This is a genomic window from Rhizobium sp. YJ-22, assembly GCF_029601685.1.
Classification (GTDB): Bacteria; Pseudomonadota; Alphaproteobacteria; order Rhizobiales; family Rhizobiaceae; genus Metarhizobium.
In genome coordinates this window covers 23183-49477 of the sequence record NZ_JARRIR010000010.1, presented here as the reverse complement: position 1 = coordinate 49477, position 26295 = coordinate 23183, and the positions used below count along the sequence as shown (strand labels likewise).

Sequence of the window (26295 nt, the reverse complement as noted above, 5' to 3'; positions counted from 1 at the left end):
TGTCATGGCCGGATGGGCCTGATGGTCATGGGCCGCTGTCAGCCGTTGCGCCGCACAAGCGTCGGGAAAAAGCGGGCCTGCGGCAATTGATCGACGCTGAGGAAACCGGGCTGGGCATCCATTGTGTCGCGCACACGGTTGACCAGCGATGCCGGCGTGATGACGTCGCCGAGGAAATTGTCGGTGCGCATGTTCATGCTGGGCACGCCTTCGACGATCCATTCGTTGAAGACGCTCGCCCCTTCCGGCAGGTGCTGCATGATGAATTGTCCCTCGGCGACGATGCCGCCGTCGAGCTCGAATACCACGCGCTCCATGAAGCCGCAGGTGGTGCCGGCCTTGATCGGGTGTTCGCTCTTTGCCTTGGGCATATCGTGCTCGGCGATGATCGGCTCATGCACGACCTTCGTCGACCTGATGCCGAGGCCGAGCGCCCGGACCAGCGGCCGCAACGCCACTTCGAAAATGCCGCGATGATCCGAAGGGGCATCGTAGCCCTTGGCATGGAACTCCTCACGGGTGATGCCGATCTGGTCGTTATGGCCGCCGACCGTGCCGAAGGCGCCGAGATCGCAGATGTTGCGGCCGATGAGCCGGTCGATCCGCTGCACCGAGGCGAGGAAGGACAAAGGCTGGGCATACCAGAAGGTATCCTGCACGCCGACGCTGACCAGCGTCTTGCCATGCGAACGGAAGATCGCATCGAGCTCGCGTGCCACAGGCGTTTCCTTGTCGACATAGAAGGGCTCGAAGGCATCCTCGGCGATGGTCACCACGTCGAGACCCGCCTTGGCGGCCTTGACCGCCGGCTCGTAGAGATCGGAGAGATGCGTGCAATGGGTCATCAGCACGATATCCGCCTCGAATTTATCGAAGGGAACATGCGGCTGGCAGACCTCGACACCCGCAAGCTCCGGCGCCGAAAAATCCTTGCCCTCGATCGTCCGCACATAGGCAGCCACAACCTCGACATTCTTTTCCCGGAGATAGCGGACGGTCACCCGGCCCACAGAACCCAGTCCATAGACGATTGCGCGTATCGGTCTCAATCTACATTCCCTTCCTTACAAGCAGGCGGGCTCCGCACCCTTGTCACGACGCTAAAGTTGCCCGCAGCGGGGCTTGCGGTACATACCCCTGCAAGGTGAGCGAACCGGCACATGTCGATGACATGGAAATGGTTGAATAAGCGGGCGGTGTGACTTCGCAGGAGAATAGCTTGAATCACATCCAAGCTTCATCGTGAATCCCCACACGCCTTAGCCCGCGACGCGGCGGCGGTAGGTGCCGAAGCGCTTCAGGAGAAGATCAACCTTGGTGCGGCTTTCGCGGAATGCGGGAGGAACTGAGGCCATTCAGGCGGGATGCGGCGGTCAAGTCGGGTCGTGAGGCCCGCGATGGCTGTGCTTGGCATGCGACCTCACCCATAGCCGACACCTTTTTCTGCTTTGGAACAATCATCGGGGTTCCTGCGACGGGATCGGGAATGATAATAGACGGGAGGCCGAACACATCCTCGACCAGTTCTTCCGTGATGATTTCTGCCGGCTTGCCTTCCGCGACGATGGCGCCGCCCTTCATGGCGATCACATGCGACGCAAAGCGGCAGGCGTGATTGAGGTCATGGAGCACGGCGACCACGGTGCGGCCGCCGGCATTGAGTTCGGCCAGGAGCTCGAGCAACTCGATTTGGTACGCAATGTCCAGATAGGTCGTGGGCTCATCGAGAAGAAGTAGCGATGTCTCCTGCGCTAGAACCATTGCAAGCCAGACGCGCTGCCGCTGCCCGCCTGAAAGCTCGTCCATACAACGTCCGGCGAGGCCGGTGGTTTTCGTGGCGTCAAGAGCCGAGAAAACCGCCGCTTCATCGTCTTCGGACCATTGACGAAACAATCCTTGATGAGGGTAGCGCCCGCGGCTGACGAGATCGAATACCGTTATTGCATCGGGGGCGATCGCGGATTGCGGCAACAGCCCAAGTATCTTCGCCACGTCTCTCGCCCGGAGTTCCCATATCCGCTTGCCGTCAAGATAGACGGATCCGCTTTCGGGACGAAGGAGCCGGGAGAGCGCCCGTAGCAATGTCGACTTTCCCGAGGCGTTCGGCCCAATAATGGCGCTAAACGACCTGTCCGGGATTGCGACCGAAAGGTTGCTTGCGACAACGCGTCCGTTGTAAGCCAGCGTTATATCTTCGGCCAGCAAGCGCGATGTCACGAATGTATCGGTTGTGCTGTTGGAGAAAGCCATCAGCTTTGCTTCCTTCTGGTTTCTCCTGCGAGAAGCCAAACGAGATAGGCCCCCCCAATGCAGATCGTGACGATGCCGACAGGAATCAGCCTCGGTGCGAAAAGATGCTGTGCGAACCAATCGCCGGACACAAGAAGCAACGCTCCCATGGCGGCTGAAGGGGCAAGCCGAAGCCCCGGCAGCCGCAGGAATCGAAGTGCTAGTTGGGGTGCCGACAAGGCTACGAAGGCGATTGGTCCCACGATCGCGGTCGTCGCTGCCGTCAACGCAATGCCTGACGCAAGAAGTGACGCGCGCACATATTCCGATCGAAGCCCCTGACTACGGGCGAGGTCTTCTCCGATCTCGAGCTGGCGCATCGCGCGGCCGAGGAGGAAGGTACAAGGCACTATGACGGAGAGCGCCGAGCCAAGATGCTGCACCTGTCGCCAGTTGACCGTGTTCAGCGAACCAACCTGCCAGACCGCCGCCTGTATAGCGAGACGAAGATCAGCCTTCAGAACTAGCCAGGCATTCAGTGATGTCAGCATGGAGGATATGCCGATCCCCACGAGCACAAGCCGCACCCCCTGAATGCCGCCTTTCCACGCAAGCATATAGGTCACGGCAGCAGTCATGCCTCCGCCGAGCAGCGCCGCGCCGGCGCGCTCATAGTAACCGCCCGTTCCAAGCAGGATGACAAACAGCGCACCAGTGGCGGCACCCGTACTGAATCCCAGGATGTCGGGCGAAGCGAGCGAATTGCGCGAGACCGATTGGAAAATCGCGCCTGCCATGCCAAGGCTTGAACCGGCCAATAAAGCCAGCACAACTCTCGGCATCCGCCACTCGATGATGGGAAGATGAAGTCTTCGGGGGGCATCAATGAATATTGCCTCCGTGATTTCAGCGAACGTGAATGGCCGCGCACCGCTTTTGAGGCTCAGGATGCCCACGGTCAGGGCCATAGCTAGCAGCAGAAGTGTATGGCCGATAAGCCTTGCATCGAAGCGGAGCGACCAGCGGCCGATACGCAATACGTAGGTGCCGGGACTGAACGGAACCGGGCGAAGGGAAATCGAATGCCAGCTCACTCTTCCTCCCCCTCATCACCGACTTTGGATTGTCCGTCGCAAAAGAGCGATGAACACGGGCGCGCCAACAAAGGCACAGAGTATCCCGGTAGGAAGTTCAGCCGGCGCCGCAATCAGTCTGCCCAGGATATCGGCGGTGAGCAGAAGTACGGGTCCAAGAATAGCGCAGAAAAGAACGATCCATCGCTGATCCGGGCCGCAAAGCGTGCGCGCGACGTGCGGCACCGTCAGGCCGACGAAACCGATCGGCCCTACAGCGGCGGTCGCGGCTCCACAAAGAAGCGTGATCGCAACTAGGCACAGGAGACGCGTTCCAACGATATCGACGCCGAGCGCATGCGCCTTGGCATCTCCGAGCGCCACGATGTTGAGACGCCTCGACACAAGCAACGACAGGACGCATCCCGCCAGCATGAAACCTCCACTCTGCCGGACGGTATGCATCTCCGAAGACCCGAGCGCACCTGCGTTCCAGTGTCGGAACCGGTCAAATGCGGCAGGATCGAGCAGCGAGATCAGCGAGGTCAGGCCGCCAAGAACGGCAGCTACTGCGACCCCGCAGAGCACGAGCCGCACAGGCGTTGCCGAGGGTCCGCCGGTGCGGCCCAGAAGATGCACGAGGCAGGCCCCCGCGCAGGCCCCCGCGAAGGCGAACCAGATGAGGCCATCCGGTGCGGAAACTTCAAACAATGCGCTCCCGAGCAGGATACAGAAGGAAGCGCCGGCATTGACACCGAGCAGGCCGGGATCGGCCAGCGGATTGCGCGTCAGCGCTTGTATCATCGCTCCGGCGATGCCGAGCGAAGCGCCGACCAGAAGGCCGAGAAGTGTCCGCGGCAGCCGCAACATCAGTACGACCGCGCGCTCATCGACAGCACCGCCGCCGAGCATGATGGTCCAGACCGTATGCAGGGAAAGCGGACGTACGCCACATGCCAGGCTCAGAAAGACCAGCAGCGCCAATACCGCCGTTGCCAGCATCAGCCAGACCTTTTGCGACAGACGGTTCACTGCATATACTCTGCCGGTTCCGCCCATGATCGGCGGCATCTTTTCCGGTTGCCCAGGACCCATCGCCGTTGCGCCTTCTCAATTCACCTGAACAGCGGCCTTGCCGTCGATCGCGGCGGCAAGGCGCGGCGCGATCAGTTCGGCCGCAAATGGAATGCTGAGTACCGATTGCGAAGCCATGGCCATAGACACCATACTGACCGCGCTGTTGAAGACGATCCGCTTTTCGCCGGGATAGACACCCAGCATCTCCATCCGGCGCGCCATGGCGGAAACATTGCCATCGCCATGGACATCCCAGAGGATGACATCCAGCCCGTGGCCGATGAGGGACACCTGTTCCCAACTGAAGTGGGCAAGGGTCGATGTTCCGATATAAGCAAGAATTTCCGCCGGACATTCGATGCCGAGGCCGACCATCAGGGCACCAGTATCGTAACGCGGCCCGCGGACCACGAAGGTATCGCCAGCCGAATTGCCTGCTATTCCCCGGGCTCCGGCAAGGCGTGGGTAGCGTTCCCGCAATGACCTGTAGGTTTCGTGGACATTGGCTATCAGCTCTTCGGCCCTTGTTTCCCGGTCGAGAATACGACCGAGGAGCCGAGCGGTATCCTCCCAGAACGTTCCCCAGGGCCCTGCCGCGCGCGTCCACGCAATCGTCGGCGCGATACTGGTCAGCCGGTCGTATTCCTCCTGCGTCAGATTGGTGTAGAGCGCCACGATGAGGTCAGGCTCGAGATCGAGAAGCGTCTCGAACGGAATTTCGCCTCCCGCGAGTGGAACGGGCTGAGCGCCGGCCAGCAGATGCGCAGCCCAAGGCCCGGTGGCATGCGGCAGGCTCTGAAACCATCCTTTGATACCGACAGGCACGGTGCCCAGCGCCAGCAAGGTATCGTGTTCGAGAAAGCCGAGCGAGGCGACGCGCAGCGGCACCCGGTCGATGGCAGTTGTGCCGAAGGCATGATCGAAGGACATCGGAAAAGACGATGCAGCCGCTGAGGACTGTGTCGCGAGGCAGGTAATCAAAGTGCCGCCAATGGATTTCAGGATTTCACGCCGCGATGGTTTCCACACGTTCAAAGGCCCGCTTCCTCCATCATGGCATCCACTTCGTCGCGGATTTCCTCCCTGTCGCGGCCGGAGGACCAGCTGGTCTCGATCCTCCGTTTCAACGCCGGCTCTATATCCTTCCAAGCGGCCATCCATTCCGCGCGTTTTTCGATCCAGTAGCCGGCGACTGCATAGCGCTCGCAGGGCAGTTGCCATTGCTGGCGCAGGTGACGACGGATGGCACGGGCTTGCTTATGCTCGCCCGCCATCCAGACGTAATCGGGAAGCCTTGCGGGCGGTAGGGAATGCAGCGCCTCACAAAGCCGGCCCGGAGCCACACCATTGCCGCTTCGCTCCAGCCAGACCGTTTCCAGCCTGCATGACGGTTGAAACTCGTAACGGTGGGTCGGATCGGCAATCTCGATGATCGCGAGGCACTCGGTCTCGGAGGGAAGCGTCTCCAAGATGCGTGCGAGCGCCGGAATGCCCGTGGCATCGCAAAGGAACAACTGCTTGCGCTTCCATGTCTGTGGACGATACATTCCATGTGGGCTGGAGAGAACCAGCGGATCACCCTGGCGCGCTCCTTGCGCCCATGTACTGGCTTTGCCGCCCTTATGGACGACAAAATCAATTACCAGTTCGCGCTTCACCCGGTCGAACGAGCGGATGGTGTATACTTCGCTATGGCAAGGCCCAGCCGATCGCTCTCTCTTTTGCCCCAGTGCAACCGGAATATCTGGATGCCTGATCAAGCCTGCATCGTTGCTCGGGAAATAAAGGCGAGCGAATTCGTCGGGAATACCCGTGGAAGGGTAGTCGCCCAGTCCTTCGCCCTCGAGAACTATTTCAATCATCCCCGGATTGACGAATTCCCGCGAAGAAACACGGGCTTGATGAAAGGTCCTATTCTTCATCACCAGCGCTTGCTCAGGGAAAACTTTACGTTAAGAGGCTCACCATAAAAGCAATCAGACGTGCATGATGCGGCATAGTTCTTATCAAACAAATTGGTCGCACTGAGAGTTGCCTTCCAATCATCACGAGTATAGCTGATACTTGCGTCGACCACAGTATAGGCAGGTACAGTACCCTTGACGTATAGCCCTTCAGTTTCCCCTACATAACGTAGCCCGCCACCAATCTTCAAGCCGGGCGCGCCCAAGCCTTCGAAATCATAGTCCGCCCAGAGCGAGAAGCTATTGTACGGAACCCCGCCGGTTCGTCTTCCCTCAAGTTCCGGTGTCCAGACACTGCTCCTGACAGTACGGGCATCGGTATAGGCATAGGCGGCAGCGACATCCCAGTAATTGCCAAGCCTGCCCCGCGCTTCAAGCTCAATTCCTTGTGAGCGGACCTCACCCATTTGCGCAAGTTTTGTACGATCGACAGGATCGGCAACTGTCACATTCGACATCGTCAAATGATATGCAGACGCCGTAAACATGAGGTCCATTCCTGGTGGTTGATAGCGCAGGCCAACTTCGTATTGTTCGCTTTCAGCCGGCTGGAACGCACCACCATGCCTATCAGAACCGACGACCGGCTCGAACCCCTGAGCAAAGCTCACATAGGGGGCAAACCCGTTGTCGAACAGGTACACGAGTCCTGCCCTACCGGTAAACGCATCGCTTTTCGTATGCGTCCAGACATCCTGATTGACGACTTTGTTGTCAATATTTGCCCAGTCGTATCTCCCTCCGAACAACAAAACCCATCTGTCATCGATCGTCATCTGGTTCTGCGCATACAAGCCGACTGCCTCGACTTCGTTCCGGAAGGTTCCATGCTGGCGCAATTCACCGACCGGCCCGCCGTAAACCGGGTCAAACAGGTCAAGCGGGGTTGCCGAGGCGCGATAATCGAACATCCGCCATTTGCGATCGGTATAATCCAATCCGACCAGGCTTCGATTTTCCATGCTTCCAAGCGACCAGTCATATTGCAGCAAATTGTCGATCGTTATTCCTGAAGATAAACGATCGGCCACCCAGTATTCGCGCCACGCAGTCGTGCGCATGTCGTCGAGCAGACCGGACGAACCGGTGAAGGGCATATGATTTTCGGACGTGACGTAGCGCCCATTACTGTGGAAAGTAAGTTGCTCGCTGAACTGATGTTCAAATTGATACCCTACCGACCACCGCCTATTGTCCCATTCATCAAGCCCCGGTTCGCCGTTGAATCGATTGCGGGGGATGGCGCCATTCGGATTTGGCAGGATCGTCCCCTGCGTCGGCAAACCATATTGATATTTCGAAAGATCATGCTGATATTCACCCAATATCGTCAATGACGTTGCATCGGACGGCTGCCACTTGATAGCGGGTGCGATAAATGTCCTGTCGTCAGGCACGTAATCCAGGAATGTATCGCTTTTTCGATGCAGAAACGTCAGGCGATAACTCAGATCCCCGTCCTGTGTCAGTGGACCACCGAAATCTCCTGAAATCTGCTTGCGATTGTAGCTACCGTACTCGACGTTGATTTCGCGTAGTGGAACCTCGGTCGGGCGTTTGCTTATTGTGTTGATGATCCCCCCTGGAGCTGCTCCCCCGTAGAGAACAGATGATGATCCTTTTAGCACTTCCACGCGTTCGAGACCGTAAGGCTCCTGCTGTCCGTCATAGCCGTTGACTTGATATTTCATGCCGTCTCTGTACAGGCTACTGTAGCCCGCCAGCGCGCGGAAGCCTCTGATAATAAAGCTCTCTGTCGTTCTGTCAGCGCCTTCATATCTGTTAACGCCGGCCACGTAGCTCAATGCATCCTGAAGACTTTTGGCATCCCGGCTGCGCAGTTCGTCGCTCCCGATCACCGTCACGGCCTGAGGCGTCTCAATCAGTGGCGTGTCCGTCTTCGTGCCAGTTGCGCTTCTCGTCGCCGCGAAACCCTCGAAATGGCTCGTGGCCGTCTCGCCTTGCCCCTGAACGAGGATCGTATCGAGCACCGTGGAGCCCTCGTCCGGGATCGTGTCGACGGCAGCAATGCCCGGGTTCACCAACGCGGCCGAACCGGGTGCGCTGACACGGACATTGAGGCCGGTGCCGGAGACAAGTCGCTGCAGAGCCTGCGACGGGTTGTAGCTGCCAACAACGGAGCCTGACGTCTTGCCGCTCGCGAGCGCGGATGTATAGCTGATCTGCCAGCCTGTCTGCCGGATGAAAGCGCTGATGGCGGAAGAAAGCGGCTGCGCGGGGATCGAGAACTGTAAGGTCTGATCGGCGGTTGCCGCGCGCGAGCTCTGCTGTGCCTGAGCGAAGGAGACGGCTGCGGCGCTCGCGCATCCAAAGATCGTGGACGTCAACAGCAGCGCCAGCAGACGCCTTTGGTTCCGGCCATGATGGGAAGTTACATTTTCATACGTCGTAGCGGAACGCGCCGTCATCACGCAAAGCCCTCGTTTCGATTTCGAAGGACCGTGAATTCGTACTGTTCCGATCAGGTCCCTCGTACTCTTGACGAACGACGGGTCCCGAGTCGGAAAAAAAACTTGAGAGGTTAGCGCAAGATTATGATTCCGCCCGGCAGGCGGTTCATGGTGACGCCCGCGGCATCGGCGAGGGTGCGGATGGCTGCCTCCACATCGTCGAGGCGATAATTGCCGGTGACGACGAGCTGGCCGACACGGCTGTCCGCGACAATGATACTGCCGCCATAGTAGCGGCGCAGTTCGTTCAGCACGCGCGACAAGCGTTGGTTTTCGAAGATAATGCGGCCGTCGCGCCATGCCAGCGCGGTGGCCGGATCGGCGGGCATGACGTCCGAGAGCGAGGTTGCCGTTGCGACGATCATCTGGCCGGGTTCAAGATCGGCCGCGTCCCTGGGATTGTTCAAACGGCTGACATGGACGAGGCCACGTTCGAGGATCGTGCGATCTTCGCCCGCGTCGGTGCGGACCGAGAACGCCGTGCCGCGCACCTCTACTTCGCCGTAACTTCCGGCGACGCGGAAGGGATGGTCCGGGTCGGGCTTAACGTCGAAGAACGCCTCTCCCTGCAGGAGCCGGACTTGACGTTTGTCACCGTTGAAATCGACGGCGACGGCCGACGCTGTGTCGAGCATCATGGTCGAACCGTCAGGCAGCGTTACTGTGGTCTTGTCGCCGATCGCGGTAAGGTAGTCGGCTTCCCATCGCAGCATGATCGCCGGATACTGCCAGATAGCGACCGAGATCAGGATGGTGGCCACCAATGGAAAGGCGCGCATGCCCCAGCGAGCGATTGGGCCTCTGGCGTGGCGACGGACGGCAGGGGCTATCGGGAGACTGTCTACGGCTTTCGCGAAGCTCGATGCGCTCCACATCGCCTCAAGGTCGCGATATTCTTGGACGTGGCGCGGGCTGGTCGCGAGCCAGCGCTCGAACGCGGCCCTGGTCGCCGGGTCGGCTGTCGTGTTGCGGAGCCGGGCGAACCATTCGAGCGCCTCGTCCACGACGGGATCCTCATGTTTGAACCCGTCTTCCGGCGTCTCGTGGTCTATGTCCTTACGTCCCACTCAAGTCGTCCAATCGCTACTGTGTCGCGGGGGTCCTTATACATGAGACGTTCGACACTCCGAAATTCAGCAAAATTTCTCGCAGCTCTGCCGGGGCGCTGTCGCGAGGATTTCTATGGCTTGGTACGGCAGCAGGCGGCCAGCGGCCGCCGAACACCGCCGCGGCTAGCGGCCATCGAGCCGGGCGAGCCTCTCGCGGCAATGCGCCATCGCCAGCTTGAGATCGCTGAAGACAGTCCGCTCGGAGATGCCGAGATGCTCGGCGATCTGCCGGTTGGACCATTCCTCCAGCCGGCTGAGGATCATGACCGACTGAGCCCGCGGGGGCAAGCCGTCGAGAGCCTTTCGGAACGCCTCGAAGCGCTCGCGCTCCACCAGCGCCGCTTCGAGGGACGGAACGTTGTCGGGGATGTTCTGGAGCACATCCTCGCCGAGCCCGTCAGTCTCATATTCGGCGCGCATTTTGCGGCGGCGCTGGTGATCGAGCGCGAGATTGCGGGCCGTCTGCTGCAGGAACGCCTCGATATGCTCGATCGGACCGCTCTCGATCGCGCGCCGGGCGCGAAGATAGGCTTCCTGCGCGACGTCCTCGGCGGTCTGCGGATCACCGACGATCCGCATGACCGTCCACATCAGCGAGCGGCGGTGGTTCTGGAAGATTGCGTTCAGGATTGCGGGCAATGGACCGGTCCTCCACCCATGCGGAGGGCCAGTCGAATGGCAGACTGGATGACGACGATGGCGGGCTGCCGGTCATGCGACCGACCATAGCTTCCGGACCTACACCCAACGTCACTGCGCACTTCGTCTACCGCTCCACGCTGTTACAGGCAGGCCCGTCTCCAAGTCCCTGCTGGACATGCATTAGCCCGAGGCGGATTTTGCGTGCAAGCACAATGAATTAGAACTGATCCAACGTGCAGCAGTAACATGAGTGCTTTGCACAAGTTTTGTGTTTGATTTCATTCACAGACTCGCGGTCGAGCAGAGAGCGCGGTTTTTACGTTCCGATACAGAGAATTCACAGCAGCAGTGGCGGACATGCCACACATCCTGCCCCTTAATTCGTGAGCTGGCGTTTGCCAGGCGGAAACCCCTATCCGTCGGATGCCCCGCCGACTGGGCCGATTTCCTCCGGACTTTCATGCCCAAGTCTCGTCACCTCGGCGAGACGCCTGCCATGCGTTGTGCGACCACATACCTTCCTTAACGCACCTGCTGCATTCGCCTTTCTGCAACAGGTTGTATCCAGACTACCCTCGTCGTGAGGGACCCTTTCCATGAGAAAACAGATCGTCTGCGTGATATTGGCCGCTGGACTAAGCGGATGCGGCCACGCACCCACGCGTATGGATTCCGCGCTCGTCCAGTTCTCGCAAGTCCTCGGAGCGCTGAAATGCGCGTTCGCCACGGCACTGGTGAAGGAAAACCAGACGGGCAACATTCCGAGCCTCGCCGGCCAAGTCGCCAACGGACGCTCGACCTCAAGGTAATCTACAAGCGTAATGCCGATTTCGGCATCAAAGGAAGCGGTCGCCGGCGGCCCCTTTCTTTTCAGCTATCTGGGTTAAACTGGCAGTATAATACCAAGTTTAGCCATAGCTCGCAGGAGACCAATACGATCAAAACTTGAGTGAACCCCTCGGGCTGGACAACGGGACATGGAGAAACTGATACACTCTGCGGGCCTCAATCGGAGAAGGCTCCTGAAATCCCATATCGACAGCATTCGACACCGTTCAAATTGCAGCTTTGCCAGGATATCCGAAACGGCGTCATCGACGGCGCGACGCACAGCGCACCGTATGGCATTTCGGCCAACCTCATACAGCCATGGTTGACGCAGTTCGATCGTGGTGAACTGAACGATGAAGAGGCGGAAGCGAGCGTCATCGCGGAGTAGAGGCCCACATTGCGGCGCTCGAACGCAAGGTCGGCCAGCTCACGATGGAGCTGGACCTGGTGAAAAAAACTCCGCGCAGCGGCGGCTGCCGATTGACAGCCTATGCGGGCGGGAAGGGAAAGGATGTCGGGCCTGAGCGGCTGAACGATCAGGAGGTGGCGCGCCTCGTCAAGAAGACCGCACTCGCCGCCGGCATGCGCGGCGATCTTTCCGAAGCCGAGCGCGGCCAGAAATTCGCGGGCACTCGCTTCGCGCCGGCCTCACCTCCTCGGCCGAAGCCGACGAGCGCTATGTGCAAAAACAGCCCGGCCATGCCGCAGCCGAAATGACCCGCCGCTACCAGCGCCGGCGTGATCGCTTCCGCATAAATCTCACAAAGCGGCGGGATTATAAAGGCTCCTTTGCCGAATATATCAAATTGCTTGTTTTCGAGAGCTTCTTCTACCGACAGACTACGACGACGAAGAACTCGCGGTAGCAGAAGAAGGGATCATCCAACACGCGGTCTGGAGCGTCGGCAAGTTCCCGCCAGTATCGCTGATCGTCAGCAGGGAGGTCGTAGTCTGGGGCGACACCTGCGAAATAGGAGAGAAGATCGAGTAGATAATTCCGCGTGCGAATATCGGCGGGCGCCCAGCGCTCCACCATCCAGCCCTTCCGCCAGACAATTTCCCAACCTGTTTGCTCCAGCAATGCCGGCAAGCGGGAACCGCAATCTGTTCCGAGCACATCCTTCTTTCGAAACGTCTCCATCCGGGCCGCCATGAAACGGGTAAAGATGCCGTAGTCGATCGGCCGTATTTGCAGGGATGTCGAATCGAACTCCTTGACCGCATATAACCCGCCCGGTTTCAGCACCCGCGCCGCCTCGGCGGCAGCCTGTCGGAATTCGGCAGGCGTCAGGTACTGCATGACATTCGCGGACCAGACGCAGTCGAATGACGCATCCGTAAAGGGTAGAGCCAGGACGTTTCCAATCTGAACGCTGGCATTTGCGCCCAATCCCGTTCCTGCAAGCAAAGTACCGGCCATATCGACATTCTCGGGATCGAGATCGAGGGCGGCGAGCGAACCAGCCTCGCCGACAAGTCCGGCGATCTGCGGCAGGAAGCCGCCGCTCCCGCATCCTGCGTCAAGTACGTTCCATCCTCGCCTGATGCCGACCTCTTCCAGCGCCGCTTCATATTCCGGCCGGGAGGACTCGAAATGCAGATCGAGCCATCCTGCATTGCTGGCTTCGTGGCCGGCGCTTGTCGTGTTTCTCGTCATGGCTGCCTCAAAACTCCGTGATCCGATTGAGTTCGGTTTCCACGATCTTCCGAACCAGCCAGAAGGATGGTCGTCGCAGCATTCGCCTGGACGTTCACCACCGTCAATACGGGGTCGATGATCGGATCGATCGCCACAAGCAGGATGATCGCCACCTCCACCGGCAGGCCGAGCGGAATGAGGATCAGCGACATCATGGAAAGCGCCGCCACACCCGGCGCTCCCGCCGCAGCGAGCCCTGCCAGGACCGAGGCCACCAGAACGAAGGACATCTGACCCGTGTCGAGAACGACACCGTAGAGATTGGCGAGGAAGACAGTCGCAATCGCGAAATGGAACACCGAGCCCGGAGGATTGAGCGTGATGCCGAGCGGCAGGACGAGATCGACGACATGGCGATCCATGCCGACGCCTTCCTTCAACCCACGCAACGCCGCGGGCAGGGCAGCGAAGCTGCTCGAGGCTCCGAAGGCCACGAAGGTCGCCTCGCGCAAGGCCGAAACCGGACGGCGGACATCACCGCCGAGCCGCCACCAGACGACGAGTATGCAAAGCAGCACGATAGCGAGCCCGCCGGCATAGATCAGCAAGACAAGTTTGAACATGGCGCCCAAAATCGGCAGGCCGACGGCCGACACCTGGCTATAGGCTAGGCAGAAGAGACCGGCCGGAAGAATATAGACGAGCCAGCCGATGATCGCCGTCAGCGTCTCGTAGATGCTTTCGAACAGGAGGATCGCCCGCTCGGACTTGTCGGCGTCGAGCGAGCCGAGCGCCACGCCAAAAAGCAGGGCAAAGAACAGGATGGCCAGCATGTTGCCGCTGCTGAAGGCCTTGAAGATATTCTCGGGCACGATGCCGATGGCGATATCCTGTAGGCTGGTTCCGGCCGTCGCCCCGCTCGTCGCCTCGGCGCGGAAGACGGCCTCGCCGATCACTTGCCGCGCCCCGCTCTGAAGGTTTGCGCCCGGCTGACCCACCTCGCCAAGAAGCAGGCCAAGACTGCCGGCAAGCAGCAAGCCGGCGGCGAACAGTCCGACGAGACGACCAACATATCGGCGCGCCGAACCGCTGGAGAAGAGTTTAGCGAGCCCCATGACCACCGCCGAGAACAGGAGGGGAATCACGCACATCTGCAAGAGTCGCAGGTAGAGATGCCCCATGAACTCGACAACCGGCGCGGGACCAGCATCGAGCCACCCGTAAAGCCCGCCCGAAAGCAGACCGGCAAAGACGCTTGCGGGATGCAGCAGAATGGCGGCGAGGCGGCGCCTGACGCTTTCAATCATTGGCGAGCCCCGTGTCGGAGGAATAAAGGTAGGTATCCAGAAGGGACGGCAGGAAGCCGCTCTCGCTGATCTTACCGAGATAGAGGTCGATCCACGCCTTCAGGTCTTGGTCCTCCCGGCGCATCGCGATGGCGATCGTGTCCGGGTGACCGGCAAGATGGAAAGGCCGGAGATCGAGGGAACCGGCCGGATCGGCGTGACGCCAGTTACCGATCTCGATCTCGTCATACATAAGCGCGACCAGCCTACCGGCCTTCACGGCGGCGAGCATCGCGTTCCAGTCGGCAAACTCGACCATCGTCGCCCTGGGGAAATCTTGGGCGAGAAAGCCGACATAGGAGGTGCCGCTGATGACGCCGATACGCGCAGCGGGATCGTCGAGCAGCTTCGCGACCGGAACGGCGGCACCGCCGGCACAGTGCGTCGCGGTGAGCTTGGCAAATTCCAGCCGGTTGATCAGCATGAACTGCCGGACGCTGACATAGCTCCGGCTGAAGCTGACGTGGGCCGCACGCTCCAGCGTATCGCTAAGCAGGCTGACGGCGATGTCGGCACCGCCCATCCGCACCTTGTCCATGACGCCGTCGAAAGTCGTCGCCGACCTATCAAAAACCACCCGCACGCCGAGTTTGGCCGCGATGTCGCGCGCAAGGTTCGGATCGATGCCGGCGAGTTCGCCTGTGTCGTCCGTGTAGAAGAAAGGCGGCACGTCCTCGCCGAACATTGCAACGGTGAGGCTTCCTTTCTCCTGGATGCGTTCGAGCGCTGAGCCCGCCGCATGGGCTTGAAGCGCCGCCGCCACGGCGAAGAGGATCGCGAGAAGCAAGCTTTCGACCGGCTTGGCCGGAACGAACCTCGGCATGAAAAATTGCGGCCTCATCGCACATAGACCGCCGTTGTCGCATCCGCCGGCAAAGCGAGACCGCTGATTTCGAGGGCCAGTTTCCGACGCAATGCCCGCGCATAGTCGGCCGGGTTGTTTGTCATCAACACGAAGGCCCCAGGCCCTCCGATGACCGCCTCATGCAGATAGCCGGCAAGATCATCCGTCACACCCTCTTCCGCACGATCGAGGGTAATTGCGTTGATGACATGACCTTCGGCCAAAGCTTGTCTCCGGCTGATCTCGACGGGCAAGCCGTCATTGTTCGTTCCGTTCACCGAGATATCGATTACCGTTCGTGTCGCCTTGCCGCTCCAGGCGCGAAGAGAGAGGCTCGCCGCATCAATCGCAAATGAAATCGACGTGCGTCCGCCGCGACTACGTCCATGGCCTGTATCGCCGTAGTCTTCTATCGTCTGCGCGGCGGCACGGGCTTGTGCCTCGTTGCAGACGAGTTGCCATGGCAGGATGGTGCGCAAGCTGCCCACGCTTGACCACTCGAAATATGTGATGGCGATGCAACCCGCAGGACCGCTCGTGATCGCGGTAATCACCTCGCGGGAGCGCAGGGCTTCTGCATGTCCGATCCTCTGCCTGTCGGCGCGTTCTGGATCGATTGATGTGGAGCTGTCGACGGCGAAAACGATGGCGGCGTCGACTTCAATATGATCTTCCCCCGCCGCTGGCAAAGCCGCTACTGCAAGCAGGCAGATCGAAACGGAGAGCGATTGCAGGCACAGCATCTCGGCTTCCTTCGCGATATTCGGAACAATCGGCCGTGACCAGGCGCGGCGTCAAACAAACTTAGGCGGCGGGTGGACAGGTGTCGTGAAAACGGTTTGAAATCTTCTTGAATTCGCTTCCGAGGCCAAAGCAAGAACGATGATGATTCTGATCGAACAGCGTGAAGTGCGTAACGACGAAGGCCAGCGCATAGAACTGCGTCGCCGGTCGTTCAATCTGCTACTGCTTCTGGCCGAGAATATCGGGCAGGTCGTCTCCAAGGAGGCGCTGATCAATGCCAACTGGCCGAACGTTACGGCAAGCGACGAATCTCTCGCCCGCTGCATTTCGGACATACGCAAGGCGCTCGGCGTGAAATACCGGCACAACCTGCGCACCTTTCCGGGCCGGGGCTACCTGCTGGAGGGGGTGAGGACCAAAGCGGGGAACAATATTCGGCTGGACTGCGCGGACATGCCGGTCCAAGGCGGTCGCGGCGCGGAGAAGCCCTTTCTGGCGGTCCTGCCGTTCACGGACGCGACGGGGGACGCCGATCAAGCCTATCTCGCGCTCGGCATCGCCGACGACCTCATCGTCACGCTCAGCCGTATCCGCTGGTTCCATGTCATCGGCCGCAATTCCTCGTTTGCCGTCGGCAAGGAGGAGCATGGCGACCTTGGCCGCATCGGTCGCGCGCTCGGCGCACACTATCTTCTCGACGGCACGGTGCGCCGCGACGCCCGGCGCCTGCGGTTAACGGCGCGGCTGATCGAGGCGGGGACCGGACGCCAGGTCTGGGCCGACCGGTTCGAAGGCGACCTTGCGGATGTCTTCGCCCTTCAGGACCGGATCGCGCGGGAGGTGACGCTCGCCATCGAGCCGAGCCTCCAAGCGGCGGAGGTGGAAAGGGCGCGGAAGAAGCCGACCGGCGATCTCGGCGCCTATGATCTCTATCTTCGGTCCCTGCCCTTCTTCCATGCCTATACGCGGGAAGGCTTCACCGAGGCCGAGGCCCTGCTGCGCGCGGCACTGACGCACGATCCGACTTATGCCGACGCGCTGGCTGCGCTGGCCGATTGCGTCGGCCGGATGGCGCTTAACGGCTGGCGCGACGATGTCGGCAGGGCCTATGCGGAAAGCTGCGCCCTTGCCGAGCGCGCCGTCCTGGCGGACCCGGAGCATCCCGGCGCGCTCGCCACCGCCGCCTGGGCTTCGGCCATGTTCGGGGAGAGGTTCGAGCGCGCGCTCGAGCTGGCGGAACGGGCGCTGGCGCTCCATCCGGATACGCCCGCCATCCGCTCCTATTGCGGCTGGGTCTTCGTCTATACCGGCCAGTGCCGGCGCGCCATCGCGCAGTTCGAGGCGGCCCGCAGGTTGAGCCCGCTGGATCCGCGCAGTTACTTCTTCCTCCTCGGCCTCGCGGGCGCGAATTTCTTCCTGGAGAATTTCAAGGAGACCATCGCCCTGACGCGAAGAATCGTCCTGGAATCGCCCTCCCATATCGTCGCGCACCGTTTCCTTGCCGCGGCTCTCGCCCTTTCCGAGCAAAAGGAGGAGGCGCGCGCCGTCCTGTCACGCATCCTGGAGATCCAGCCGGACTACAGCCTGAGCCTCGCGTGCCGCAGTCGGATGGCGCACAACTGGATGATGGATCTGTGGATCGGTGGACTGGCGAAAGCGGGTTTACCGGAGCAGGTGTCGCGCTGACGAATCTCACTGAGGGATGTCACGTGCCGCGCTCAGGCTGTCTCAACGTGGCTGGATCGTATCAAATTCTTCAGGCTGAGGGCGACCAAAGATCGGGCGTAACGTTCACCATGAACCCAGCAGCATTATCGGTCATTGTGCTCTTTATAGGTCGACGAAAATACCGAATTTCAGCCTCAGGGGAATTCAGCGCCGCCGCACAGGACGGAGGATTCCGATGCGCTTTCAGGCCGCGTCCTCTCGACGACCGGGGTCCCTCCCCTGGCGGCCCATCTGGAGGACCTTGCCGATCGCGCTCGCGTTTATGTCTAGGCCGCCAGTTGCGCCAACACGCGAAAGGCCTACCTCTTAGACTGAAAGCATTTTTCCGCCTGGTGCCGGCGGCAGAACCTACCGCCGCTTCCGCCGGATCCGCATGTCGTCCGGCTCTATATCACGGCCTGCGCCGCCGGGGTGCGCGGCGATCTTCACGAAGCCGAGCGGAGGCGGAAATTCGCCAGCCATCCACGGCGGGATCGCTTTCGCGTCAACCTCACCAAGGTGGCCGGATGGGTTTTACGTCATCACAACCGACGCCAGAACGCTGACGCAGTCACCGGATTTGATAAGACCAGGGAAATGGCGGGCGGCGAGGATGCCATTCATCTTCGCCCTTATATTCAGCGGTTCTTCGCCCGTGCGCCCAACGGGATAGATGCGCGCAACAATGTCACCCATCCTCACGGTGTCGCCGAGATCGAAGAGTGGCTCGATGAGTCCGCCGTCCTCGGCGAACAAAAAGCAGTTGCCGTCGGGCATGTCGAGCCAGGTGGTTTGCGTCGCCTCGATCGTCCCCTTTAGAATACCCGCAGCCTTCAATACATTCGCAGCGCCTGCCTTGGCGATACCGGCGCTTTTTGCCGTCGACGTACCGCCGCCGCCAAGTTCGGTGGTGATGAAGATTTTTCCCATCTCTTCCGCCGCGGTGTCGTACATGCCGACCGCATCGATCTCGAGCATCTTCATCGACCAGGGCGCGCCGAAGGCATGAACGAGATCGAAGGCCTTCGCCTCCTGCGCCTTGTCGGGCAGGATATGGGCGGCGCAGAAGGGCAGGAAATCCAGCGTCTTGCCGCCCGAGTGGAAATCGAGGACGATATCGGCGAGCGGCAGCAGCACGCGCTGGAAAAAATCGGCGATCTTTTGCGTGACCGTCCCATCCGGCGCGCCCGGAAAGCTACGGTTCATGTTGCCCTTGTCGACCGGCGAGGTGCGCGTGCCGGCGAGGAAGGCCGGATAATTCATCGCCGGCACGATGATGACGCGGCCGCTCACTTCTTCCGCTTTCAGGGATCGGGCGAGATCAAACAGCGCGATCGGCCCTTCATATTCGTCGCCATGGTTGCCGCCGGTGAGAAGGGCCGTCGGCCCCTCCCCGTTTTTCACAACTGTCACCGGGATCATCACTGAACCCCAGGCGGAATCGTCACGGCTGTAGGGCAGTCGCAAGAAGCCGTGCTGTACACCATCGGCCGAGAAATCGACCGTGGGGCTGATGGGAGACGCGCGCATGGTTCAATCCTTCACGAGAAGCTTGCGCGGCACATTGGCGAAGCACTCGACGCCGGTCTCGGTGATGAGGATGCTTTCCGTGGTCTCGAAGCCCATATCTTCGAGCCACAGGCCCGTCATGAAATGAAAGGTCATGCCCGGCTTCAATTCGCTCCGGTCGCCGGGGCGCAGGCTCATGGTGCGCTCACCCCAGTCCGGCGGGTAGGAAACGCCGATGCCGTAGCCGGTGCGGTTGTCCTTGACGATGCCGTATTTCTTCAGCACCGCGAAGAAGGCGTTGGCGATATCCTCGCAGGTATTGCCGGGTTTGGCCATGGCAAGTCCGGCCTCCATGCCCTCCAGCGTCGCCTTTTCCGCATCGAGGAACGCCTGCGTCGGCTTGCCGAGGAAGACCGTGCGCGACAGCGGCACATGGTAGCGATTGTAGCAGCCGGCGATTTCGAAAAACGTGCCCTCGCCCGATTGCATCGGCCGGTCGTCCCAGGTCAGGTGGGGCGCGGAGGCCTCGACGCCGGACGGCAGCAGCGGCACGATGGCCGGATAATCGCCGCCGATGCCCTCGACGCCGCGCGTGCCGGCATCGTAGATTTCCGCCACGAGATCGCATTTGCGCATGCCGACCTCGATCTTGTCGAAAATGCGCTCATGCATCTTTTCGACGATGCGTGCGGCATTGCGCATATACTTGATTTCCGCCTCGCTCTTCACCGCGCGCTGCCAGTTCACGAGCGCCGTGGCATCGACGAAGCGGGCGTTCGGCAGGTGCTTTTGCAGCGAGGCAAAGGCGGCGGCCGAAAACCAGTAATTGTCCATCTCGACGCCGATCGTCAGCCCATCGAGACCGCGCTCGGTCAGCTTTGCGGAGAGGTAATCCATCGGGTGGCGCTCGGTTGACTGGACGTAATGGTCCGGATAGCCGATGATATTCTCGTGTTTCAGATAGGCGGTGAATTTCGCGCCGGTGGCATCCTGCCCGCGGCCGTACCAGATCGGCTCGCCTGTGGGCGGCACGACGACGCATTGGTGGACGTAGAAGGACCAGCCGTCATAGCCCGTCAGCCAGTTCATGTTCGAGGGATCGCTGCAGATCAGCACGTCGATGCCCTTGGCTTCCATGGCGGACCGCGTTTTTTTCAGACGCGTTTCATACTCCGGAAGTGAAAACTTCAGGTTCGCTTGTTTCATCGGTTTTTCCTCTATACCCGGCGAGAAGCCGGTCTCAACTTTTGAAGGTCGTGCCAGCGCCTGCCGATCCCGCGCGGGCGCTGGCAAGGGTTGCGATGGCCGTGTCCTGGATGCCCGTGCCGGTCAGGTCCGCCACGGTGATTTGATCGGGGCCGGTGCGGCCCGGTTTGCGCCCGGCGACGATCTCGCCGAGCTCGGGGAAAATGGTGTCCTCCGCCACGAGGCCGGCCGCGATGGCGTGGTGCAACTCGCCGAGTCGGCGGGTCTGCCGGAGGCTGTCGGCAACATAAAGGCCGGCAGCGATGAGCACCGCCGGCTCGATCTCGTTCTTGTGCTCGGCGTCCGACCCCATGGCAGTGACATGCTGGCCCGGCTGGAGCCATTCCGCCTTAAGGATCGGCGTTGACGAGGGCGTGGTGGTGACGATGATGTCGGCGCCATCGACCGCCGCCCGGCCATCCTCCGCCGCGCGCACGGGAAATCCGAGCTTTTCCGCCAGTTCGTCCGCTGCGTTTCCCGCTTTCGTAAGATCGCGCGCCCAGATGCGGGCTTCACGGATCGGGCGAACGAGGCTCAGGGCCTCCAGTTGCAATTTCGCCTGCATCCCCGCGCCGAAGATGGCGGCCACCGACGCATCTTCCCGCGACAGATGTTTTGCGGCGACCGCGCCGGCGGCGGCGGTGCGCACATCCGTCAGGTAACCATTGTCGAACAGCACCGCCTGCACGAGGCCGGTTTTCGTCGACAACAGCACCATCAATCCGTTGGTGCTCGGCAGGCCGATTTTCGGATTGTCGAAGAAACCGGGGCTGATCTTGATGGCAAAACCATCGAGGCCCGGCACGTAGGCCGTCTTCACATCGACCTCGCCGCGATGTTCGGGAATGTCGAGACGCAGGATCGGCGGCATGGCGACGGCTTTGGTCGCCAATGCATGAAAGGCATCTTCCACGCAGGCGATCGCCTCCAGATCGAGCGGAACGATGCGCCTGAGATCGGCTTCAGTCAGGATCTTCATCGTCGTCATGGCGCATCCTCACCGTTGATGACCCTGAGATGCTGAGCCATGTCCACATTGCGGCCGGACAGGACCACCGCGACGGGCCCGTCCAGCCGGCCGAGCCGGCCGGAGACGAGCACCGCGATGCCGACGGCGCCGGCGCCCTCGATCACCTCGCGCTCTTGCTCGTAGGCATGGCGCATGCCGGCGGCGATTTCGGCTTCCGAGAGCAGGATCACGTCATCGAGCAGCGCCCGGCACATCGCAAACGTCACGGCATTGTCGAGGCCGATGCCGCCGCCGAGCGAATCCGCAAGGCTTGCGACCTCCTCGACCTGCACCGGCCGGCCGGCATCGAGGCTCGCCTTCATCGCCGCACCCCGTTCCATGGTGAGGCCGATGACGCGCGTCTTCGGCGACTGCCCCTTGACCGCCGCCGCAACACCGGCGGCAAGCCCGCCGCCCGAAAGCGGCACGAGCACCGTCGCCACATCGGGCATGGCCTCGACGATCTCCAGCCCAAGCGTGCCCTGCCCCGCCACGACGGCGGGATTGTCGAAGGGCGGCACCATCACCACGCCGTCTTCCGCAACCAGCCTTTCGACCTCGACCTGCGCCTCGTCCTGCGATTTGCCGACAATGCGGACATTGGCGCCAAGCCGGCGGATTTCCGAAACCTTGTTGTCGGGCACGAGCCGAGACATGCAGATCGTTGCAACCGACCCTTCCGCTTTCGCAGCATGGGCGAGCGCCCTGCCGTGGTTGCCGGTGGAGGCGGCAACGACGCCGCGCGCCCGCGCATCCGGCGTCAGCGACAGCACGGCATTGGTCGCGCCGCGCAGCTTGAAGCTGCCGGTGGTCTGGTGATGTTCGAGCTTGAGGCCGACAGGCACGCCGCAGAGTTCTGTCAGCGACGGCGAGGAAACGAAAGGCGTGCGCAGGACGCGCCCGTCGATGCGCCGCGCCGCCTCATCGATATCCGCCAATGTCACGGGAAGGGACGTCATGGCGCCGCGCCCGGATAAGCAAGCGTCATCAGCCGGCCAAGCGCCGGACGCGCCGTCTCGTCGCCGCAAAGGCGCAACGTCGCCCAGGCGGTGGCGAGGTTGCTGGTCACCACGGGCTTGCCCGTAGCGGCCTCGATCTCGGCCGCGACCCCCGCCGCGCGAACGGCGGTGCAGGAAATGAACAGCGCGTCGCAATCCGGCGCGGTCGCCTCCTTTGCGAAGGATACGATTTCGGCCGGAGAAATGCGCGCCATCTCACGATCGTCGGTCAGGCCGAGGCAGGTGAAACGGGCGATGTCAAAGCCGAGCGACCGGAAATAATCGGCCATCGGCACGCTGGTTTCCACCGTATAGGGAGTCAGCACGGAGATGCGTTTTGCGCCAAGTGCCCTCAGGCCCGAGACGGCGGCGGCGGTGGGCGTCAACACGGCGGCGGTCGGCTTGGCGGTCTTCACCGCCGCCTCGATATTGGCATCGCCGATGACGACAGAAGCCGAGGTGCAGGAATACATGACCACATCCAGCGGCTCATCCGGCAGGATGAGCGCTGCGCCCATCGTCAGCGACGGCTGCATGGCGCGCAGGTTTTCCGGCGTCACCGGATTGGCATAGGGGATGCGGGTCGCATAGACGCCGATCCGGTCGCTCGCCACCATGCGCTGGAAATCCACTTCCGTCGTGTGATCGGTCGCAAGGATGATCAGGCCGACGCGTTTTGAAAGCGGCCGTTCATCCAAAACAGGGGTGCGCGAAGCGAGCGTGAGATCGAGGGGCGGCATCAGCGTTGCTCCAGCGGAGAAAAACGGTCTTCCAGAAAGCGCAGGAAGACGACGGAGATCAGGCTCATGATCAGGAAGAACACGCCGACCAGCGTCATCGGCTCGATGTAACGATAGCTGCTGTTGGCGACGCTTTTCGCCTGGTTCATCAATTCCAGCACCGTGATGGCGGAGAGCAGCGGCGTCTCCTTGAACATGGCGATGAGATAGTTGGCGAGCGCCGGGATCATCGGCGGGATCGCCTGCGGCAGCACCACATGGATCCAGGTCTGGCGCGCGGTGAGGTTCGTCGCCTTCGCCGCCTCCCACTGGCCGCGCGGCACGTTCTCGATGCCGGCGCGGTAGACTTCCGCCGCATAGGTGCCGTAATGCAGGCCGAGACCGATGACGCCGGCCAGCAGCGCCGGCAAGCGAATGCCGATATCCGGCAGCACATAGAAGATGAAATAGAGCTGCACCAGCAGCGGCGTGCCGCGAATGAATTCCACGACAAAGCTTGTCGTTTTCGCAATCGGCCGGGGCGCGGTCATGCGCAGGATGGCGAAGGCAAGGCCGATGACGGCGGCGAGCGCCGCCCCGAACACAGTTGCCAGAAGGGTGATCTTCAGGCCCTCGATGAGGGTCGGCATGATCTCCCAGACGAAATTCCAGTCCCATTCCATCGTCAGGTCCTCATGCCATCGAGGCCGCGCGTAACCCGGCGTTCCAGCCAGCGCATGCCATGGGAGATGGCGAGCGCCATCAGGAAATAGAGCACGAGGATCGTGGCGAAGGGGATCAGCGTGCTGCCGGTCTGGGCGCGCACCACCTGCGCCTGGAAGGTCATGTCGGTGAGCGAGATCAGCGATACGACCGCCGTGCCCTTCAGAAGCTCGATGGCGTTGTTGCCGAAGGTCGGCAGCATCAGCGGCAGCGCCTGCGGCAGGATGATATGGCGCATCGCCTGGGCGCGGGTGAGGTTGAGCGCAATGCAGGCCTCGCGCTGTTCGCGGCCGATCGCCTTGACGGCGCCGCGCACCACCTCCGCGCCATACGCCCCGACGTTCAGCCCCAGCGCGAGCACGCCCGCCTGCAGCGGCGACAGCGTGACGCCGGCGAAAGGCAGCACGAAATAGACCCAGAAAAGCTGGACGAAGATCGAGGTTCCACGGAAGAATTCGATATAGGTGGTGGCGAGCGCTCTGATCGCCATGGAGCGGCTGACGCGCCCGAGCCCGGCGACGAAAGCCATGACGACGGCGAGCGCCGAGCCCATGACCGTCAACTCCATCGTCACCAGCGCGCCTTGCAGGATCAGACCTATATAGCCGGACCAGTCGGTCATTATCTTCCCGTTTGCGATTGAGCGGAAATTTCCCTCCCCAAATGAGGAGGGAACGGCCCCGTTTCAGGCGATCACTTTGCGGCGCAGAGCTTTTCGCGCGTCGTCGACATCGCGGCCTTGGCGGAGAAGCCGTAGGGCTCGATGATCTTGGCGAAATCGCCCGATTCCTTCAGCTTGGCGAGTTCGACGTCGAAGGCATCGCGCAGCGCCTCGTCACCCTTCTTGAAGGCCGCGCCGTCGCAATAGACCGGCGCGCCCTGAACCGGCGCCACGACCTCGATCTCGGGGTCCTTCGCCTTGGAAACCAGATCGTTGATCGACAGGACCGGCAGCGAATAGGCATCGATGCGGCCGTCCTGCAACATCTTCAGGCCGCTTTGGCCATCCGGCACAACGATGACGCGGTCGCGCGGCACGCCCGCTTCCAGCGCCAGCTTCTCTTCGGTGCCGCCGCCCGGTGCGCCGATTTTGGCATCCGGATTGTCGGCGATGTCCTTGTAGCTCTGCAGCTTCAGCGGATTGCCCTTCTTCAGAGCAAAGGCTTCCGCATCGCACAGGATCGGCTGCGAATAGGCGACCGCCGCGCAGCGCTCCGGCTTCATGAACAGGCCGGCGGTGATGACGTCGTGACGGCCGGCCTGCAGGCCCGGGATCATCGCGCCATATTCGGAAATCGAGGCGACGATATCGGCAACGCCGAGGCGCTTGAAGATCTCGCGCGCCACATCCGGCGCGGCACCGGAAACCTTGCCATCGGCGGCAACCGCCGTGAACGGCGGCTCGTTGGCGATGGCGACGCGGGCGAAGCCCTGCGTCTTCAATTGCTCCAGCTTGCCGTCGGCGGCAAAGGCCGGCGGGCCGGCGAAAACCGCCATCAGCGTGGCTGTACCGACAAGCATGGTCAAGAAATGCGTGTTCTTCATCGTTGCGAACTCCTCTGGCGGTTCTTCTTTTATGTTTGGCATTGTGTTTGCAGTATTTCCCGGACGCTCAGGAAATCAGACGCGGTGCCCCGCCGCGATGATCTTGCGCAGGAAAGCCTGCGTCCGCTCCTGCCGGGGCGTGCGGAAAATCTCTTCCGGCCTGCCTTGCTCGACGATCTTTCCGCGATCGAAGAACATCACCCGGTCGGCGAAATCATGGGCGAAACCCATCTCGTGGGTGACGAGCAGCATGGTCATGTCGGTCTCGGCGGCAAGCTTGCGCATGACGTTCAGCACCTCTTCGACAAGCTCCGGGTCGAGCGCCGAGGTCACCTCGTCGAACAGCATGATCTTCGGCGAGAGCGCGAGCGCGCGGGCGATGGCCACCCGTTGCTTCTGTCCGCCGGACAATTGCGCGGGCACGCTTTTCGCCTTGTCGGCCATGCCCACCATGTCGAGAAGCTCCATCGCCCGCTTTTCCGCCGCCGCCTTCGCCATGCCCTTGGTCAGCATCGGCGCAAGCGTGACATTGTCGAGCACGCATTTGTGCGGGAAAAGGTTGAAGTGCTGGAAGACCATGCCGATCTTCTCGCGCATCCGGTGCAGGTGACGATCGTCGGCCGCCACGAGGCTGCCGTTACGCGGCATATGATAGAGCTGGTCGCCATCCACCTCGATATGGCCGTCGCTGATCGTTTCCAGCGTCATCAGAATGCGCAGGATCGTCGTCTTGCCGGAACCGGAAGGGCCGATCAGCGCCAGCTTTTCGCCTGGCATCACCTCCATCGACAGCCCGTCGAGCACCGTCAAGGCGCCGTAGCGCTTGGTGATGTTGTCGATGCGGATGATGGGTGCGGCCATGCATGTCTCT

General features: G+C 61.5%; 24 protein-coding genes and 2 pseudogenes. 4 read left to right on the top strand and 22 right to left on the bottom strand.

What is annotated here, in order from left to right; translation table 11 throughout:
• Nucleotides 1-38: 38 nt before the first annotated feature.
• From P7F60_RS21740 to P7F60_RS21700, 9 genes are all read right to left on the bottom strand, one after another.
• Nucleotides 39-1049, bottom strand: a complete 1011-nt coding sequence (locus P7F60_RS21740; protein WP_277919778.1) for a hypothetical protein — start codon at nt 1047-1049, stop codon at nt 39-41.
• 259 nt (nt 1050-1308) lie between these two features.
• A complete protein-coding gene (locus P7F60_RS21735; protein WP_277919777.1) occupies nt 1309-2250 on the bottom strand; it encodes an ABC transporter ATP-binding protein in 942 nt (313 codons plus the stop codon).
• Nucleotides 2250-3323, bottom strand: coding sequence for an iron chelate uptake ABC transporter family permease subunit (locus P7F60_RS21730; RefSeq protein WP_277919776.1), 1074 nt, complete (start codon nt 3321-3323; stop codon nt 2250-2252). Before P7F60_RS21730 ends, P7F60_RS21735 begins: the two co-directional genes overlap by 1 nt.
• A 15-nt stretch (nt 3324-3338) precedes the next feature.
• On the bottom strand, nt 3339-4373 hold the full coding sequence (locus tag P7F60_RS21725) for an iron chelate uptake ABC transporter family permease subunit (protein ID WP_277919775.1): 1035 nt from the start codon (nt 4371-4373) through the stop codon (nt 3339-3341).
• Nucleotides 4374-4412: 39 nt separating this feature from the next.
• Nucleotides 4413-5408, bottom strand: a complete 996-nt coding sequence (locus tag P7F60_RS21720) for an ABC transporter substrate-binding protein (protein WP_235914676.1) — start codon at nt 5406-5408, stop codon at nt 4413-4415.
• A gap of 2 nt (nt 5409-5410) precedes the next feature.
• Nucleotides 5411-6301, bottom strand: a complete 891-nt coding sequence (locus P7F60_RS21715; RefSeq protein WP_166096920.1) for a siderophore-interacting protein — start codon at nt 6299-6301, stop codon at nt 5411-5413.
• Nucleotides 6301-8772, bottom strand: a complete 2472-nt coding sequence (locus P7F60_RS21710) for a TonB-dependent siderophore receptor (protein ID WP_197738785.1) — start codon at nt 8770-8772, stop codon at nt 6301-6303. The genes P7F60_RS21715 and P7F60_RS21710 overlap by 1 nt, the downstream gene beginning before the upstream one ends.
• 113 nt (nt 8773-8885) lie before the next feature.
• Nucleotides 8886-9818 carry a FecR family protein gene (locus P7F60_RS21705; protein ID WP_277919774.1) on the bottom strand — a complete coding sequence of 311 codons (933 nt, stop codon included), beginning with the start codon at nt 9816-9818 and terminating at the stop codon, nt 8886-8888.
• A gap of 228 nt (nt 9819-10046) precedes the next feature.
• Nucleotides 10047-10562, bottom strand: coding sequence for an RNA polymerase sigma factor (locus tag P7F60_RS21700; RefSeq protein ID WP_166096917.1), 516 nt, complete (start codon nt 10560-10562; stop codon nt 10047-10049).
• Nucleotides 10563-11161: 599 nt separating this feature from the next.
• Between P7F60_RS21700 and P7F60_RS21695 the strand changes: the two genes are divergently transcribed.
• A complete protein-coding gene (locus P7F60_RS21695) occupies nt 11162-11374 on the top strand; it encodes a hypothetical protein (RefSeq protein ID WP_277919773.1) in 213 nt (70 codons plus the stop codon).
• Between the two features lie 520 nt (nt 11375-11894).
• Nucleotides 11895-12163: pseudogene (locus P7F60_RS21690) on the top strand (integrase); the annotation flags it as partial.
• 62 nt (nt 12164-12225) lie between these two features.
• Here P7F60_RS21690 and P7F60_RS21685 read toward each other — a convergent pair.
• From P7F60_RS21685 to P7F60_RS21670, 4 genes are read right to left on the bottom strand one after another with little or no spacing between them, the layout of a single operon-like run.
• Nucleotides 12226-13053: a class I SAM-dependent methyltransferase gene (locus tag P7F60_RS21685; RefSeq protein WP_277919772.1), complete on the bottom strand. Its 828-nt coding sequence runs from the start codon at nt 13051-13053 to the stop codon at nt 12226-12228.
• On the bottom strand, nt 13050-14342 hold the full coding sequence (locus P7F60_RS21680; RefSeq protein ID WP_277919771.1) for a cation:dicarboxylase symporter family transporter: 1293 nt from the start codon (nt 14340-14342) through the stop codon (nt 13050-13052). Before P7F60_RS21680 ends, P7F60_RS21685 begins: the two co-directional genes overlap by 4 nt.
• The gene (locus P7F60_RS21675; protein ID WP_277919770.1) at nt 14335-15168 is read right to left on the bottom strand and encodes an ABC transporter substrate-binding protein; all 834 of its coding nucleotides are present in this window, start codon (nt 15166-15168) and stop codon (nt 14335-14337) included. The genes P7F60_RS21680 and P7F60_RS21675 overlap by 8 nt, the downstream gene beginning before the upstream one ends.
• Before the next feature lie 50 nt (nt 15169-15218).
• Nucleotides 15219-15968, bottom strand: a complete 750-nt coding sequence (locus tag P7F60_RS21670; protein ID WP_277919769.1) for a DUF1194 domain-containing protein — start codon at nt 15966-15968, stop codon at nt 15219-15221.
• A gap of 139 nt (nt 15969-16107) precedes the next feature.
• Between P7F60_RS21670 and P7F60_RS21665 the strand changes: the two genes are divergently transcribed.
• Together P7F60_RS21665 and P7F60_RS21660 are read left to right on the top strand one after the other, a co-directional pair.
• Nucleotides 16108-17655, top strand: coding sequence for a winged helix-turn-helix domain-containing protein (locus P7F60_RS21665; protein ID WP_277919768.1), 1548 nt, complete (start codon nt 16108-16110; stop codon nt 17653-17655).
• A gap of 261 nt (nt 17656-17916) precedes the next feature.
• Nucleotides 17917-18108 (top strand): annotated as a pseudogene (locus P7F60_RS21660) (integrase); the annotation flags it as partial.
• 102 nt (nt 18109-18210) lie between these two features.
• Here P7F60_RS21660 and doeB read toward each other — a convergent pair.
• The 9 genes from doeB to ehuA all read right to left on the bottom strand — a co-directional run bounded on the left by doeB (nt 18211) and on the right by ehuA (nt 26285).
• Nucleotides 18211-19206: a N(2)-acetyl-L-2,4-diaminobutanoate deacetylase DoeB gene (gene doeB / locus P7F60_RS21655; RefSeq protein WP_277919767.1), complete on the bottom strand. Its 996-nt coding sequence runs from the start codon at nt 19204-19206 to the stop codon at nt 18211-18213.
• A 3-nt stretch (nt 19207-19209) separates the two neighbouring features.
• Complete coding sequence (gene doeA / locus P7F60_RS21650; protein ID WP_277919766.1) at nt 19210-20391, bottom strand: ectoine hydrolase DoeA; 1182 nt, start codon at nt 20389-20391, stop codon at nt 19210-19212.
• A 34-nt stretch (nt 20392-20425) separates the two neighbouring features.
• Entirely contained in the window at nt 20426-21418 is a 993-nt protein-coding gene (eutC, locus tag P7F60_RS21645; RefSeq protein ID WP_277919765.1) for an ectoine utilization protein EutC, read from the bottom strand.
• On the bottom strand, nt 21415-22398 hold the full coding sequence (gene eutB / locus P7F60_RS21640) for a hydroxyectoine utilization dehydratase EutB (protein WP_277919764.1): 984 nt from the start codon (nt 22396-22398) through the stop codon (nt 21415-21417). The genes eutC and eutB overlap by 4 nt, the downstream gene beginning before the upstream one ends.
• Nucleotides 22395-23180 carry an ectoine utilization protein EutA gene (gene eutA / locus P7F60_RS21635; protein ID WP_277919939.1) on the bottom strand — a complete coding sequence of 262 codons (786 nt, stop codon included), beginning with the start codon at nt 23178-23180 and terminating at the stop codon, nt 22395-22397. The genes eutB and eutA overlap by 4 nt, the downstream gene beginning before the upstream one ends.
• Entirely contained in the window at nt 23177-23839 is a 663-nt protein-coding gene (ehuD, locus tag P7F60_RS21630; RefSeq protein WP_277919763.1) for an ectoine/hydroxyectoine ABC transporter permease subunit EhuD, read from the bottom strand. Before ehuD ends, eutA begins: the two co-directional genes overlap by 4 nt.
• A gap of 2 nt (nt 23840-23841) precedes the next feature.
• The gene (ehuC, locus tag P7F60_RS21625; protein WP_277919762.1) at nt 23842-24501 is read right to left on the bottom strand and encodes an ectoine/hydroxyectoine ABC transporter permease subunit EhuC; all 660 of its coding nucleotides are present in this window, start codon (nt 24499-24501) and stop codon (nt 23842-23844) included.
• A gap of 71 nt (nt 24502-24572) precedes the next feature.
• Nucleotides 24573-25400: an ectoine/hydroxyectoine ABC transporter substrate-binding protein EhuB gene (gene ehuB / locus P7F60_RS21620; RefSeq protein ID WP_277919938.1), complete on the bottom strand. Its 828-nt coding sequence runs from the start codon at nt 25398-25400 to the stop codon at nt 24573-24575.
• A 99-nt stretch (nt 25401-25499) separates the two neighbouring features.
• A complete protein-coding gene (ehuA, locus tag P7F60_RS21615) occupies nt 25500-26285 on the bottom strand; it encodes an ectoine/hydroxyectoine ABC transporter ATP-binding protein EhuA (protein WP_277919761.1) in 786 nt (261 codons plus the stop codon).
• Nucleotides 26286-26295: the final 10 nt, after the last annotated feature.

Excerpts from the sequence above, each read along its gene's own strand:
- ehuD (WP_277919763.1), bottom strand. The coding sequence starts at position 23,839 with ATGGAATGGGACTGGAATTTCGTCTGGGAGATCATGCCGACCCTCATC.
- doeB (WP_277919767.1), bottom strand. The coding sequence starts at position 19,206 with ATGCGCGCGTCTCCCATCAGCCCCACGGTCGATTTCTCGGCCGATGGT.
- P7F60_RS21710 (WP_197738785.1), bottom strand. The coding sequence starts at position 8,772 with ATGACGGCGCGTTCCGCTACGACGTATGAAAATGTAACTTCCCATCAT.
- doeA (WP_277919766.1), bottom strand. The coding sequence starts at position 20,391 with ATGAAACAAGCGAACCTGAAGTTTTCACTTCCGGAGTATGAAACGCGT.
- eutC (WP_277919765.1), bottom strand. The coding sequence starts at position 21,418 with ATGACGACGATGAAGATCCTGACTGAAGCCGATCTCAGGCGCATCGTT.
- P7F60_RS21680 (WP_277919771.1), bottom strand. The coding sequence starts at position 14,342 with ATGATTGAAAGCGTCAGGCGCCGCCTCGCCGCCATTCTGCTGCATCCC.
- ehuB (WP_277919938.1), bottom strand. The coding sequence starts at position 25,400 with ATGCTTGTCGGTACAGCCACGCTGATGGCGGTTTTCGCCGGCCCGCCG.
- P7F60_RS21725 (WP_277919775.1), bottom strand. The coding sequence starts at position 4,373 with ATGCCGCCGATCATGGGCGGAACCGGCAGAGTATATGCAGTGAACCGT.
- P7F60_RS21670 (WP_277919769.1), bottom strand. The coding sequence starts at position 15,968 with ATGCTGTGCCTGCAATCGCTCTCCGTTTCGATCTGCCTGCTTGCAGTA.
- P7F60_RS21735 (WP_277919777.1), bottom strand. The coding sequence starts at position 2,250 with ATGGCTTTCTCCAACAGCACAACCGATACATTCGTGACATCGCGCTTG.
- P7F60_RS21685 (WP_277919772.1), bottom strand. The coding sequence starts at position 13,053 with ATGACGAGAAACACGACAAGCGCCGGCCACGAAGCCAGCAATGCAGGA.
- eutB (WP_277919764.1), bottom strand. The coding sequence starts at position 22,398 with ATGACGTCCCTTCCCGTGACATTGGCGGATATCGATGAGGCGGCGCGG.
- P7F60_RS21715 (WP_166096920.1), bottom strand. The coding sequence starts at position 6,301 with ATGAAGAATAGGACCTTTCATCAAGCCCGTGTTTCTTCGCGGGAATTC.
- P7F60_RS21665 (WP_277919768.1), top strand. The coding sequence starts at position 16,108 with ATGATGATTCTGATCGAACAGCGTGAAGTGCGTAACGACGAAGGCCAG.
- ehuA (WP_277919761.1), bottom strand. The coding sequence starts at position 26,285 with ATGGCCGCACCCATCATCCGCATCGACAACATCACCAAGCGCTACGGC.
- ehuC (WP_277919762.1), bottom strand. The coding sequence starts at position 24,501 with ATGACCGACTGGTCCGGCTATATAGGTCTGATCCTGCAAGGCGCGCTG.
- P7F60_RS21695 (WP_277919773.1), top strand. The coding sequence starts at position 11,162 with ATGAGAAAACAGATCGTCTGCGTGATATTGGCCGCTGGACTAAGCGGA.